Raw genomic sequence first — 12,985 nt, 5'->3', positions numbered from 1 at the left:
GCCTGTCCGCAATGGTCTCCTACGCTGCGCTCCGCGCCAGCGCGCGCTGGTTGGAGGCATAGGGTGTGTCGTGCTGGGGTACCACGCCGGTCTTCAGGCACTCGATCCATTCGGCGGTTTTGAGAACGGCCGCGAAGCGCGATTGCAGGACGATCGTCATGACGCGATGGATTTCCTCCCCCGACGCGTAGCCGGCGCTGTTGGCGTAGGGCAATGACCCCGTTGCGTCCGATAGGAACTCCACCTCGAAGCCCATATGCACGGCGTGGATGACCGTCGACAGGTCGCAATTATGCGTCATGTAGCCGATGACCGTGATCGTATCGATAGAGTTGGCGCGCAGCCACGCCTCGAGGTCGGTGCCGGTGAAGGCGCTTGGCAGGTGTTTTTCGACATAGTGGTCACGGTTTCGCCTGGCGATTTCCGGGTGCAACTCGGCGCCATGGCTGCCCTTGGCGAAGACCGGTGAGGTTTCCGGCGCCAACTGTTTGATGACCACCACCTTGACGCCTGCCTCGGTGGCCGCGTCCATCGCTCGCGCCACATTGACGACGCTGTCGCGGAAGGGCGGATGCTGGATGGCGAGGTTGCCGCCGTCATAGTCGTTTTGAACATCGATGACGATGAGGGCGCGGCGTGGAGCTTTGCCTGTGGCTGGTTGCGACATGGGGTTTTCCTTTCCTGTTTGAAATTAATGGGTGGACGATAAGCTCGGCGCCGGATCGCAAAAAGTGTCCCAATTGACATTATTCGAAAGAATTGGGACAATCGGCCTCGCCCGTTGCTGGAGCTCCCATGACCGATCCTGCCGTTGCCGCCATCGCCTTCGATGGCATCAGCCCGTTTCATCTCTCCGTGCCGTGTCTCGTGTTCGGCGCGGATCGCACGGAGCTCGGCCTGCCGCGCTTCGACTTCCGGGTCTGCGCGATTGAGGACGGGCCGATCCGCACCGATGCCGGGCTGACCATCAGCGTCCCGCACGGGCTTTCCGCGCTCGATGACGCCGACATCATCATCGTGCCAAGCTGGAAGGATCTCGGGAGCTCGCCTCCAGCCGCATTGATCGACGCGTTGCTTGGCGCGCACGAGCGCGGCGCGCTGATCGTCGGACTGTGCTTGGGAACGTTCGCTGTTGCGGCGACCGGACTGCTTTCGGGGCGGCGAGCGGCGACGCACTGGGCCTACGCGGATCAGCTGCAGGAACTCTATCCCGACATTCTCGTCGAACCGGAAGTGCTCTACATCGACAATGGCGATGTCGTGACATCCGCCGGCGTCGCCGCCGGGCTCGACTGCTGCCTGCACGTCGTACGGGCTCGTTACGGCGCGGAGGCGGCACTTCGCCTGGCCCGGCAGATCGTGCTTTCTCCGCATAGGCAGGGCGGGCAGGCTCAATTCATCGAACGTCCCATCGCCAGGACCGGCAATGCGGACCGCTTCACCCAGGCTCTCGAAGCGGTGCGCAAAACCCTGGGTGAGCCGCACAGTCTGGACAGCGTTGCCGGTCTCGCCGGCCTTACCCGCCGGACGTTCACGCGCCGTTTCCAGAAAACGATCGGCACCAGTTTCGGTGACTGGCTGACCGAACAGCGCGTCCAGCTGGCGCAGCGGCTGCTGGAGGCAACGGAAAAATCGATGGACACGGTTGCCTTCGAGGCCGGTTTCGGCAGCGCCACCTCGCTGCGCCAGCATTTCGCGGCGCGGCTCAGAACCTCGCCGGCGCAGTACCGGCGCGAATTCTCGAAGAGTGCTCAGGCGGAGCGCGTGGCGCACATGCCGAGGCGAAATTAGGCTTGCGCTCGATTCCAGGGCAATCGCTTCAGTGCCAACGTTGGACTGCCATCTGGCCCGAGCAGGCTATCTTTTTCTCTAAGCGATTGCCCTGCTCTCGAGCCTGTCGTGCTTGAAAGGCTCTGCGTCATCTGTCATATATTAAAGCGACAGATGACGCGAAGAGGGCTCGCCGTAGCGATGGCATTGGAAAAGGCTGCGCCAGCAGCAAAAAACAATGAACTTCAGAAGGTGGCGAAATTGCTAGGCGGCAGCCGCATTCTGGCAAGGCGCCTCAGCAGCGCTCTGGATGCCCACGAGTTGCTTCTGCACGGCCTGCCGGCTTCAGCGCTGGACCATCTTATCGGGCAACTCGTCTTCATCCAGAAGACTGATTCGCTGGAGAAGGCCGTCGGCATGAGCCTGCGCACCTACCAGCGCCGCAAGGATGCTCCTTCCAAGCCTCTCAGTCAGGACCAGAGCGGACGAACCTGGAAGTTCGCGGAGATCCTGTCGAAAGCGACCGACGTGTTCGGTTCGCAGGTGGAGGCAGAGCAATGGCTGGAGCGCCCGGCGATTGGGCTCGACCAGCGTCGTCCAATCGACCTTCTGGCGACACCGGCGGGGATCGAGCTTGTAGAAGACTATCTGGAACGGCTTGAATATGGCGTTTATGCATGACGCCGCTGCCGGCGGCGCTCGGTGGCTCCGACCTCATCGGATGGCGCCTCGATCAAGCCGCGTTTGCGCCTACATGGGATAGTGGCGAGGGCGCATACAGGGTGGGCGGACGCTGGAACAGCAAGGGCGTGCGCGCCGTCTACTGCTCGATCGATCCGTCGACTGCGATCCTCGAAGTTGCGGTCCATAAGGGCTTCAGGGTGCTCGACACGATTGCGCATGTCATGACGGCAGCGATCGTCAGCGATGTCGCGGATGTGCATATCGTCGACCCCGCCGCCGTGCCCAACCCCAATTGGTTGCGCCCGGGCATCCCGAGCTCCGGACAACAGGCGTTTGGCGACGATCTTCTGCAACGGCACCGGTTTGTTGTGATTCCGAGCGCCGTATCGCAGCATAGCTGGAACCTGATCTTCGACGCGAGCCTCGCCAGAGGGGCATACGCCATGAAGACGCAGGAGGCGTTTGCGCTCGACACACGGTTGCATCCACCTCCGGCCAAGTGACACAGCCGCCCCCATGTCCATCAAAACGACGACATGACCGGCGACAGAAGCACGGTGCTCAGCTGTTGCTGATTATCCGTGCCGGATTACCAACCACCGTGGTGTTCGCCGCCACGTCGCGCGTCACCACGGCACCGGCGCCGACGATGGCGCCGTCGCCTATCCTGACCCCGCCGAGGATGATGGCACTGCCGCCGATCCAGGCATTGTCGCCGATCTCGACGGGCCTGGCGATTTCCAGCCCTGCCTGCCGCCCAGCAGTCTCTCTGTGGTGCTCGGCGCAATAGATCTGCACATTAGGGCCGAGCAGCGTTCCCTTGCCGATGCGGACTGGCGCCGTGTCGAGGATGGTGCAGCCGGCATTGAGGAAGACGCGGTCGCCGAGAAAGATGTTGAAGCCATAGGCACAGTGGAACCGCGCTTCGATCCGGGCGCCCTCGCCCGCAGCGCCGAGCAGCGTCCGCAATCCAGGCCCGATATCGCCACGCTGCCGCGGTGGTAGGCTGTTGTGCTCGAACACCGCGTCGCGCGACGTAATGCGCAGCGCCTCCAGTTCCGGATCGAGGCAGCAATACCACTCGCCCGCCGCCATTTTCGTGCGTTCGCTCGCCGTCATGGCCGCAACTCCAGTTTCAACTTTGCCAAAGCACAAGTGGTGAAAATACGGAAGCGCCGGCGGCGACACCACCTCTGGTCAAATACCCGACCTATGGTAGCTTGCTCTCTCGGACCTGTCCCAAGCCGGCCATCGAGGGGATCGATCATGCTGTACATTCTTGCACTCCTGATTGGCGTCGTTGCCGGGCTTCGCGCCATGACTGCGCCCGCCGCGGTCGCCTGGGGCGCCTGGCTTGGCTGGTTACCGGTCGCCGGCACCTGGGCGAGCTTCATGGGCCACTGGATCGCCGTCGGCATCTTCACCATCCTGGCCATCGCCGAACTGGTCACCGACCAGCTGCCATCGACGCCGAGCCGCAAGGTGCCGCAGCAATTCGGCACGCGCATCGTCCTGGGCGCTTTCACCGGCGCGGTGATCGGCGCCACCGGCGGCGCCATCATCGGCGGCCTGATCGCCGGCGCCATCGGCGCGGTGATCGGCACGCTGGGCGGCGCCGAGGCGCGCAAGCGCCTGGCCACCGGCTTCGGCAAGGACCCGCCCGCCGCCTTCATCGAGGACGCGGTGGCGATCGCCGGCGGGCTTCTGATCGTGGCGGCGGCGGCATGACGGCAAAGACATTCGATGCCATCATCGTCGGTGCCGGGCAGGCCGGCCCGCCGCTCGCCGGCCGGCTGAATGCGGCCGGCATGAGCGTGGCGCTGATCGAGCGAAAGCTGGTCGGCGGCACTTGCGTCAACACCGGCTGCACGCCGACCAAGACGATGGTGGCAAGCGCCTATGCCGCGCATCTCGCCCGCTCCGCCGCGGATTACGGGGTGACGCTCTCCGGTCCCGTCGGCGTAAACTACAAGGCAATCAAAGCGCGCAAGGACAAGGTCTCCAACGACGCCCGCGGCAATCTCGAAGGCTGGATTGCCGGCATGGACAAATGCACGCTCTATCGCGGCCATGCGCGCTTCGTAAGCGCCAACACGGTGCGCGTCGGCGACGATCTGCTGAGCGCCGAAAAGATATTCCTCAACACCGGCGGGCGCGCCTCGGTGCCCGACCTGCCCGGCATCGACGGCATTTCTTACCTGACCAACTCGTCGATGATGGATCTCGACGAGCTGCCGCGCCATCTCATCGTCGTCGGCGGCAGCTATGTCTCGCTCGAATTCGCGCAGATGTTCCGCCGCTTCGGTTCCGAAGTCACGGTCATCGAAAAAAGCCCGCGGCTGATCGGCCGCGAGGACGAGGACGTCTCGGACGCCATTTTGTCGATCCTCGAAAACGAAGCCATTGCCGTCCATCTCGGCGCCGACGACATCCGCTTCGCCAGGCGAGGCAACGAAATCGCCGTGACCTTCTCGCCAGGCAAGGCGGCTGCGGTCGGCTCGCATGTTCTGCTGGCGCTCGGCCGCACGCCAAACACCGACGATCTCGGCCTCGACAAAGCCGGCGTCGAGGTCGACAAACGCGGCTTCATCGTCGTCGACGACCAGTTGCGCACCAGCGTGCCCGGCATCTGGGCGATGGGCGACTGCAACGGCAAGGGCGCCTTCACCCACACCTCGTACAACGATTACGAGATCGTCGCCGCCAACCTGCTCGACAACGATCCGCGCAAGGTCAGCGACCGCATCGAGGCCTATGCGCTCTACATCGACCCACCACTCGGCCGCTGCGGCATGACCGAGACAGCGGTAAGGAAATCCGGCCGCCGCGCCCTGGTCGGCCAGCGACCAATGACCCGCGTCAGCCGTGCAGTCGAAAAAGGTGAGACGCAAGGCTTCATGAAGATCCTGGTCGATGCCGACACCAGGGAGATCCTCGGCTGTTCGGTGCTCGGCCCGGGCGGCGACGAGGCGGTGCACTGCGTGCTCGACCTGATGTATGCCAAGGCGCCGGTCAGCACGCTGGCGCGCGCCGTCCACATCCACCCGAACGTCTCGGAGCTTCTGCCGACCATCGCCCAGGAACTCAAGCCGCTGGTGTGAACCGGGCGTATCGCGCGACCCCTCGCGCATCCCGCCGAGTAGGCTCATTGCGCCCATAGCGCCGCTGGCTGGACCAATCGACAAGCGCGCCGGCGACGGGCATGTCTTCCGAACTCTTGACGGAGGACAGCATGCAGAAGTCCATCGAACGCATCGCCGGCGACAGCGAAGGCGTTTCCTACGAATTCCCCTTCTTCCGCTTCGCCGGGTCGGACAAGACGGCGCCTTCCGCCTATCTGCAGGCGGCACTTCATGCCGGCGAATTGCCGGGCGTCGTCGCTATCGACACGCTAATGCCGATGCTCAGCAAGGCGGAAGCCGAAGGCCGCATCACCGGCAATATGACCATCGTGCCCTGGGCCAATCCGATAGGCCGCGCGCAATATCTTTACGGCGACCATCAGGGCCGCTTTCATCTGGGCACGCGCACCAATTTCAATCGCGGCTTTCCGCGGCTCGCCGCGCCCGACGTCGCCCTGCTGCCGACGCACGGCACGGTCGACCAGCGGCTGAAAACGCGGCTGCTGCAGCTCTCCATCGGCCACGACATTGTGCTCGACCTGCATTGCGACGATGAGGGCCTCGCCTATCTTTATGTCCACACCAGCCTGTGGCCGGCCATGGCGGATTGTGCAGCGGCCATGGGCGTCGATGCGGTGATGCTGTGGCACGAAGATCCCGACGGCACCTTCGAAGGCGCCTCGATCATGCCGTATCAGAACGCTCCAGCCGACGTGGCGCGCCTGGACCGGCGTGTCGCCACCACGGTCGAATATCGCGGCATACTCGATGTCGACGGCGCCCTGGCCGTCGCCGATGCCGAAGGGCTCTACCGGCTGCTGGTGGCGCGTGGCGTCATCCAGGATCAGGCGCTGCCCGCGCCTGGCAGCTTCGTCGGGCCCAGTTGTTTTACCGGTATTGTCGCGCCGCTCGAAAACGCCGAGATGATGCCGGCGCCCCGCTCGGGCGCGATCCTCTACGACGTGAAGCCGGGCGACCGCGTCACCAAGGGTGCGCGCCTTGCCACCATCGTCCACGCGCCCGGCGAGCCCGACGGCCGCACGGAAGTGTTGGCGCCGCAGGCGGGCCTCATCCTGACGCGGCGTTCCCGCCGCATCATCCGCGCCGGCGAAGACCTCTTGAAGCTGGTCGGCGACAGGAAGAGCGCCGATGCAAGGTCCGGGACGCTGGAGGATTGAAGCCTTCATTTGAATCCAGTTGCGCGGCCGACCAATCGCCGCTATGGGAATCGCCATGAACATGCGTTCGATCAAGACCATTTGGTGGTGGGCTCGCTGACAGCGGCCTGTTCGAACGCGTTCGCGTGACAATAGAGGGTGGCCGCAGCGGAATGTCCGGGCGGCCATTTGTTTTTTCAAGCCATTCCCGGGTCCGTTGCCCAAAGACGCTGATGGAGACGGCAATGACGACGAAAATTCTGGAGAATGGAGCCGAGCGCTTCGTCACTGCGGGCGGCGTGGCGATTACCCGCCAGCGCCATGATCGGCCCTATGAGGGAGCGATCGATGGCTATGTCGACGGGCTGAATTCGCGCCGCGGCGCCGTGTTTTCCTCGAATTACGAATATCCCGGCCGCTATACGCGCTGGGACACCGCCATCATCGATCCGCCGGTGGTGATCTCGGCACGCGGCCGCGCCATGCGCATCGAGGCGCTGAACCGCCGCGGCGAGGTGCTTTTGCCGGTGATCGGCACGGTGCTTGCCGGCCTTGACGATGTCACGATCGCCGAGACGTCGAACAAACTCGTCCGCCTCAAAGTTGCCAAGCCCGGCCGTGTCTTCACCGAGGAGGAACGCAGCCGCGTTCCCTCCGTCTTCACGGTGCTGCGTGCCATCACCGCCTTGTTCAAGACCGAGGAAGATGCCAATCTCGGCCTCTACGGCGCCTTCGGCTACGACCTCGCCTTCCAGTTCGATCCGGTCGACTACAAGCTCGAGCGCAAGCCAAGCCAGCGCGATCTCGTGCTGTTCCTGCCCGACGAGATCCTCGTCGTCGACCACTATTCGACCAAGGCCTGGACCGACCGCTACGACTATTCCGGCGATGGCTTCTCGACCGAAGGCCTGCCGCGCGACGAAATCGTCGAGCCGTTCAGGACCGCCGACCGCATCCCGCCGCGCGGCGACCACGAGCCCGGCGAATATGCCAAGCTGGTGCGCAAGGCGATGAAGAGCTTTGAGCGTGGCGACCTGTTCGAAGTGGTGCCGGGGCAGATGTTCTACGAACGCTGCGAAACCCAGCCCTCCGAGATTTCCCGCAAGCTGAAGAGCATCAACCCTTCGCCCTATTCCTTCTTCATCAATCTCGGCGAGGGCGAATATCTGATCGGCGCCTCGCCGGAAATGTTCGTGCGCGTCAACGGCCGCCGCGTCGAGACCTGCCCGATCTCCGGTACCATCAAGCGCGGCGACGACGCCATCTCCGACAGCGAGCAGATCCTGAAGCTGCTCAATTCGAAGAAGGACGAATCCGAACTCACCATGTGCTCGGACGTCGACCGCAACGACAAGTCGAGGGTCTGCGAGCCGGGCTCGGTGCGCGTCATCGGCCGCCGCCAGATCGAGATGTACTCCCGCCTGATCCACACCGTCGACCACATCGAGGGGCGGCTGCGCGAAGGCATGGACGCCTTCGACGCCTTTCTGTCGCATGCCTGGGCCGTCACCGTTACCGGCGCGCCGAAATTATGGGCAATGCGCTTCATCGAGCAGAACGAGAAGAGCCCGCGCGCCTGGTATGGCGGAGCGATCGGCATGGTCAATTTCAACGGCGACATGAACACCGGCCTGACGCTTCGCACCATCCGCATCAAGGATGGCATCGCCGAAGTGCGCGCCGGCGCCACGCTGCTCTTCGACAGCATTCCCGAGGAAGAAGAAGCCGAAACCGAACTGAAGGCATCCGCCATGCTCTCCGCCATCCGCGACGCCAAATCAGGCAATGCCGCCAGCACCGAACGCAGCACCGCGCGTGTCGGCGACGGCGTCAACATCCTGCTGGTCGACCACGAGGACAGTTTCGTCCATACGCTCGCCAACTATTTCCGCCAGACCGGCGCCAATGTCTCGACGGTGCGCACACCGGTGCCGGACGAGATCTTCGACCGGCTGAAGCCAAACCTGGTCGTGCTCTCGCCCGGCCCCGGCACGCCGAAGGACTTCGACTGCGCCGCCACCATCAAGCGGGCCCGTGCGCGCGACCTGCCGATCTTCGGCGTCTGCCTCGGGCTGCAGGCGCTGGCCGAGGCCTATGGCGGCGAGCTGCGCCAACTGCACATCCCGATGCATGGCAAGCCGTCGCGCATCCGCGTGTCGAAGCCGGGCATCATCTTCTCCGGCCTGCCCAAGGAGGTGACGGTCGGCCGCTATCATTCGATCTTTGCCGATCCGGTACGGCTGCCCGATGGTTTTGTCGTCACCGCCGAGACCGAGGACGGCATCATCATGGCCTTCGAGCACCGCAAGGAGCCGATCGCCGCAGTGCAGTTCCACCCGGAATCGATCATGACGCTCGGCCACAATGCCGGCATGCGCATCATCGAGAACATCGTCGCGCACCTGCCGCGCAAGGCCAAGGAAAAGGCCGCTTAGTTCGAGGGCTCAGTGTTGGGATCTTTTCCCCAGTGACCGCGGCGGAAATCAAAGCCGCCGCCAGGCAGAAGGTCGCCAGCCTCGCCTTCTGGTCGATCGTCGTCGCCTGCGTCGTGCTCGGCCTGAAGCTGGTGGCCTGGTACGTCACCGGTTCGGTCGCGCTTTATTCGGACGCGCTGGAATCGATCGTCAACGTCATTGCCTCTGCCGCCGCCTATTGGGCGATCCAGGTCAGCTACAAGCCAGCCGACCAGGACCATCCGTTCGGCCACCACAAGGCCGAGTATTTCTCGGCCGTCCTCGAAGGCGTGCTGATCGTGCTTGCCGCCTTGCTGATCCTCAATGAGGTCTGGTGGTCCTGGCAGCATCCCGCCCTGCTGGAAAAGCCATGGACCGGCCTTGCCGTCAATGGCGTCGCAACGGTCATCAACGCCGTCTGGGCCTTGACGCTGATCCGCACCGGCCGACGCGAAAAATCGCCGGCTCTCGTTGCCGACGGCAGGCACATCATGACCGACGTGGCGACCTCGGTCGGTGTGTTCATCGGCCTGGTCGGCGCCGTACTGACCGGCTGGCAGGTTCTCGATCCGGCTCTTGCGGTGATCGTGGCGCTGAACATTCTGTGGCAGGGCTGGCACGTCATCGGCTCGTCGATGAACGGGCTGATGGACCGCGCGGTCGACACCCAGGAACATATCCGCATACGCGACATCATCTCGGCCAATTGCAAGGGCGCGCTCGAGGTCCACGACCTGAAGACGCGCATCGCCGGCCGCGCCACCTTCATCGAGTTCCACCTGGTCGTCGACGCCGACATGTCGGTCGGCGCCAGCCACGTCATCTGCGACCGCATCGAGGACGCGCTGCAGGCAGAGATCCCTTCCGTGCGGGTCATCATCCATGTCGAACCCGACGACGAAGCGAAACTGCCCAAAGGCACGACCGCCGTGCCGTTCGCGTGAGGCGATAGCGGGACGCCGCCATCCAAAACCTTGAGGTTGGCGGGACAGCACCCCCCTCTGTCCTGCCGGACATCTCCCCCTCAAGGGTGGAGATTGGATGTCGCTTCGGCTTTCGCCAATTTTCAAAGAAGAACGCTGTCGGTGAAGCTGCCGATCTCCCCCCTTGAGGGGGAGATGTCCGGCAGGACAGAGGGGGGTGCTGTCCCGCCGGCATCGCGTCTCTGAACTGCTACAGCCCGCAGGCAGCCTGCGGCATCGGCTCCAGCCGGTAGACCTTGTCGTCGGACATTGTGTCGCCCTCCGCCGAACACAGATCGATGATCGGCAGACCGCTGTTCGGGTTGGCCAGCATCATCGTGCCGTTGGCGCCGCGGCGAAGGAAGACCTCCTGTTGCCCGATATCGCAGGAGGCAGCACCCGTCTTCGCGCTCGCCGCGCAGCGCCACTGGTCGCCCTCGCCCTGACAGTTATAGACCTGCGTGACCTTGGCCGATTTCTGCCGCGTGGTAACCGAAACGGCGATATCGGCGCCGCTTGGCCAATTGGCCGGATCGCCCTCCTTGGCGAAAGACGCCAGCTCGACCGGTCCGCGGAAAACCCTGATCGACTGGGTCAGCTGATCGGGATGCGAGCCGAGATGCTCGGCGTCGTAGTCGCGTCCGTAGCAGAAGGGCTGGTCCGGCTTCAGCCGCTCGCGCAATGGCGGGCCAAGGGCCGGGTCGATCGGGTCGATGCGCGCGAACTCCGCCTTGCAGGTGGCGGCCGGCATCGGGTCGAGCCTGAAGCCGTTGTCGTCCTTGCCCAGCGCCTGCCTTTCATACTCCGCCTTGCCGAGCTCGTCTTCCGATCCCGCGTCGAGATAGAGGTCGGGCTGCACGTCCGAGACGATCAGCCGGCCTTTGTCGTCGACCTTCAGCGAAGCCATGGTGCGGTCGCAGTCCATGCCGCAACGGATCGGGCCGGTCTTGCCGTCCTCCGACTCATGACTGCACCAGCCGCCGAGCCATTCAGGCGCCTCGGCGCCGCGCACCGTCGTCGCCATGAAGCCATTGTAGGAGGAATCGATGCCGGTGCTTGGCTCCTCGTTTGGCCGGCTGACCGGATCGCGGCCGTAATAGAAGAAGATGCGCGTCACCTTCTGCTGCGGATGCGACTTGAGATGCGCGGCGTCATAGACGCGGCCGAAGCAGGCGTCCTTGCCGTCGGGGCTGAGCTCGGTGAGTTTGAGCGTGTCATCGGCGAAAGCAGAGCCGGCGACGGCGGCGAGCAAGGCAACCCCAACTCCGGCGCCCATCACGGTCCTTGATATCATGCTGGCTCCCCCTGCCCCGACAAGACATGGCGTGAACTTATGTTAGGATCGAGGCCGAGGCCACGCAATTTGCGCCGGCCGGCCAAATGGGAGATGAAGCCATGCGACGCCGCGATATTTTCCGCGTCGGTCTTGCCGGGGCCGCCGGGCTTTTCGGGCTGCGCCCCATCAAGGCCGCAGCTAGTGAAGTCAAGCCGGCGGCGGCCGAAGAGGAAAGGCAAAAGGTCGCCTATCACCTCAGCGACCTCGACAAGGTCAATTTCGTGCTCGGCAACATCAAGAACCACTTCGAAGGCACCGACGGCAAAGTCGACATCGCGCTTGTCGTGCACGGCCCAGCACTTGCCGCCTTCAAGTCGAAGGGCATATCGGCCGCCATTTCCGGGCGGTTCGCCGGCCTTGTCCAGGATGGGCTCAGCCCGCACGCTTGCGCCAACACCATGCACGGCATGGATATCGGCCTGGCCGACCTGCTCGACGGCTTCCATGCAGCCGACAGGGGCGGCGTCGTCAAGCTCGCCGAATTGCAACGCCAGGGCTACGCCTATCTCAGGCCATAGGGCAATTCCAGGAAAAGTGTGAAACGGCTTTCCGTCCGGAATTGCGTCAAGACAAAGAGGGAGCGGTTCGCCGTTTCCGTGAAACGGTGAACCGCTCTAAACTTTTACGGACTTGAATGCGAGGACTGCGAGGGCCTACGAAGAGCAGGCAGAGTCCCCCGGAGGAATAGACGTGCCAGCCACCACCACCCTTGTCAGCCCCTCTCTGGTCATCCCCGACCTTGCCGGAAAGGCGGTGCTGGTCACCGGCGCGTCGACCGGCATCGGCGCGGCGCTTGCACTTGCCTACGCCGCGCAGAAATGCCGCGTCGCGCTGCATTACAATTCGAGCCGCGCGGCTGCCGAAAACCTGGCCGCGACCATTCGCAACGGCGGCGGCGACGTGTTCCTCGCCCAGGGCGATTTCTCGATCCCCGCCGATGTCGAGCGCGTCGTCGAGGACAGTGCGCAACATTTCGGCCGGCTCGACGGCCTCGTCAACAATGCCGGCGGCATGCTCGGCCGCGTGCCCTATGCCGAGCAGACCGAAGCGCATTACGACGCGGTGATGGATCTCAACGCGCGTTCCGTGCTGACAGCTTCGCGCAAGGCGATCCCATGGCTGAAGCGGCAGGGCGGCTTCATCATCAACACCTCCTCGATCGCCGCGCGCAACGGCGCCGGTGGCGGCGCCGGCCTTTACGGCTCGGCCAAAGCCTTCGTCTCCAACGTCACGCGCGGCATGGCCAAGGAGCTGATCGGCTTCAACATCCGCGTCAACGCAGTGGCGCCCGGCACCATCGCCACCCCTTTCCAAGAGCGCTACTCGACCGACGACCAGATGAAGGGCATGATCGCCACCATCCCGCAGGGCCGCGCCGGCACGGCCGAGGACTGCGTCGGCGCCTATCTGTTCCTCTCCTCCGATCTGTTGAGCGGCTACATCATCGGCCAGGTGATCGAGGTCAATGGCGGGCAGTTGATGCCGTAGACGACGACCTGCA

The 12,985-nt window shown here is 64.2% G+C and carries 13 protein-coding genes; 10 read left to right on the top strand and 3 right to left on the bottom strand.

Annotated elements, in window-relative coordinates:
* Positions 1–19 precede the first annotated feature (19 nt).
* Positions 20–667, bottom strand: a complete 648-nt coding sequence (locus tag NKJ12_RS12735; RefSeq protein WP_352508977.1) for a cysteine hydrolase family protein — start codon at positions 665–667, stop codon at positions 20–22.
* Positions 668–795: 128 nt separating this feature from the next.
* Between NKJ12_RS12735 and NKJ12_RS12730 the strand changes: the two genes are divergently transcribed.
* The 3 genes from NKJ12_RS12730 (at position 796) to NKJ12_RS12720 (ending at position 2,957) form a co-directional block, all read left to right on the top strand.
* Positions 796–1,791, top strand: a complete 996-nt coding sequence (locus NKJ12_RS12730; protein ID WP_352508978.1) for a helix-turn-helix domain-containing protein — start codon at positions 796–798, stop codon at positions 1,789–1,791.
* 180 nt (positions 1,792–1,971) lie between these two features.
* A complete protein-coding gene (parS, locus tag NKJ12_RS12725; protein WP_302896769.1) occupies positions 1,972–2,451 on the top strand; it encodes a type II RES/Xre toxin-antitoxin system antitoxin in 480 nt (159 codons plus the stop codon).
* Positions 2,448–2,957: an RES family NAD+ phosphorylase gene (locus tag NKJ12_RS12720; protein WP_352508979.1), complete on the top strand. Its 510-nt coding sequence runs from the start codon at positions 2,448–2,450 to the stop codon at positions 2,955–2,957. Before parS ends, NKJ12_RS12720 begins: the two co-directional genes overlap by 4 nt.
* Before the next feature lie 58 nt (positions 2,958–3,015).
* On the opposite strand, the gene NKJ12_RS12715 is transcribed toward NKJ12_RS12720, so the two are convergent.
* Positions 3,016–3,573 carry a sugar O-acetyltransferase gene (locus tag NKJ12_RS12715; protein ID WP_352508980.1) on the bottom strand — a complete coding sequence of 186 codons (558 nt, stop codon included), beginning with the start codon at positions 3,571–3,573 and terminating at the stop codon, positions 3,016–3,018.
* Between the two features lie 147 nt (positions 3,574–3,720).
* Here NKJ12_RS12715 and NKJ12_RS12710 point away from each other — a divergent pair, with 147 nt between their 5' ends.
* From NKJ12_RS12710 to NKJ12_RS12690, 5 genes are all read left to right on the top strand, one after another.
* Complete coding sequence (locus NKJ12_RS12710) at positions 3,721–4,182, top strand: DUF4126 domain-containing protein (protein ID WP_352702948.1); 462 nt, start codon at positions 3,721–3,723, stop codon at positions 4,180–4,182.
* Positions 4,179–5,555, top strand: a complete 1,377-nt coding sequence (locus NKJ12_RS12705) for an FAD-containing oxidoreductase (protein WP_352508982.1) — start codon at positions 4,179–4,181, stop codon at positions 5,553–5,555. Before NKJ12_RS12710 ends, NKJ12_RS12705 begins: the two co-directional genes overlap by 4 nt.
* A gap of 131 nt (positions 5,556–5,686) precedes the next feature.
* On the top strand, positions 5,687–6,754 hold the full coding sequence (locus NKJ12_RS12700) for a M14 family metallopeptidase (RefSeq protein WP_352508983.1): 1,068 nt from the start codon (positions 5,687–5,689) through the stop codon (positions 6,752–6,754).
* Between the two features lie 224 nt (positions 6,755–6,978).
* Positions 6,979–9,168, top strand: a complete 2,190-nt coding sequence (locus NKJ12_RS12695; protein WP_352508984.1) for an anthranilate synthase — start codon at positions 6,979–6,981, stop codon at positions 9,166–9,168.
* A gap of 32 nt (positions 9,169–9,200) precedes the next feature.
* Positions 9,201–10,130 (top strand): cation diffusion facilitator family transporter, encoded by a 930-nt coding sequence (locus NKJ12_RS12690; RefSeq protein ID WP_502896230.1) that lies wholly within the window; start codon positions 9,201–9,203, stop codon positions 10,128–10,130.
* Positions 10,131–10,359: 229 nt separating this feature from the next.
* Here the strand turns inward: NKJ12_RS12690 and NKJ12_RS12685 are convergent, their stop codons facing one another.
* Positions 10,360–11,442, bottom strand: a complete 1,083-nt coding sequence (locus NKJ12_RS12685) for a hypothetical protein (RefSeq protein ID WP_352508985.1) — start codon at positions 11,440–11,442, stop codon at positions 10,360–10,362.
* Positions 11,443–11,543: 101 nt separating this feature from the next.
* Here NKJ12_RS12685 and NKJ12_RS12680 point away from each other — a divergent pair, with 101 nt between their 5' ends.
* A complete protein-coding gene (locus tag NKJ12_RS12680; protein ID WP_352456435.1) occupies positions 11,544–12,002 on the top strand; it encodes a DsrE family protein in 459 nt (152 codons plus the stop codon).
* 172 nt (positions 12,003–12,174) lie between these two features.
* On the top strand, positions 12,175–12,972 hold the full coding sequence (locus NKJ12_RS12675) for an SDR family NAD(P)-dependent oxidoreductase (protein ID WP_352508986.1): 798 nt from the start codon (positions 12,175–12,177) through the stop codon (positions 12,970–12,972).
* Positions 12,973–12,985 lie beyond the last annotated feature (13 nt).

It is taken from the genome of Mesorhizobium sp. M0195, from assembly GCF_040322115.1.
Taxonomy (GTDB): Bacteria; Pseudomonadota; Alphaproteobacteria; order Rhizobiales; family Rhizobiaceae; genus Mesorhizobium.
The sequence above is the reverse complement of the archived record's forward strand: the minus strand, read 5'-3'. Positions and strand labels throughout refer to the sequence as shown.

Coding starts and splice junctions, on each gene's coding strand:
- NKJ12_RS12685 (WP_352508985.1), bottom strand. CDS start 11,442: ATGATATCAAGGACCGTGATGGGCGCCGGAGTTGGGGTTGCCTTGCTC.
- parS (WP_302896769.1), top strand. CDS start 1,972: ATGGCATTGGAAAAGGCTGCGCCAGCAGCAAAAAACAATGAACTTCAG.
- NKJ12_RS12730 (WP_352508978.1), top strand. CDS start 796: ATGACCGATCCTGCCGTTGCCGCCATCGCCTTCGATGGCATCAGCCCG.
- NKJ12_RS12695 (WP_352508984.1), top strand. CDS start 6,979: ATGACGACGAAAATTCTGGAGAATGGAGCCGAGCGCTTCGTCACTGCG.
- NKJ12_RS12680 (WP_352456435.1), top strand. CDS start 11,544: ATGCGACGCCGCGATATTTTCCGCGTCGGTCTTGCCGGGGCCGCCGGG.
- NKJ12_RS12710 (WP_352702948.1), top strand. CDS start 3,721: ATGCTGTACATTCTTGCACTCCTGATTGGCGTCGTTGCCGGGCTTCGC.
- NKJ12_RS12705 (WP_352508982.1), top strand. CDS start 4,179: ATGACGGCAAAGACATTCGATGCCATCATCGTCGGTGCCGGGCAGGCC.
- NKJ12_RS12700 (WP_352508983.1), top strand. CDS start 5,687: ATGCAGAAGTCCATCGAACGCATCGCCGGCGACAGCGAAGGCGTTTCC.
- NKJ12_RS12735 (WP_352508977.1), bottom strand. CDS start 667: ATGTCGCAACCAGCCACAGGCAAAGCTCCACGCCGCGCCCTCATCGTC.
- NKJ12_RS12715 (WP_352508980.1), bottom strand. CDS start 3,573: ATGACGGCGAGCGAACGCACGAAAATGGCGGCGGGCGAGTGGTATTGC.
- NKJ12_RS12720 (WP_352508979.1), top strand. CDS start 2,448: ATGACGCCGCTGCCGGCGGCGCTCGGTGGCTCCGACCTCATCGGATGG.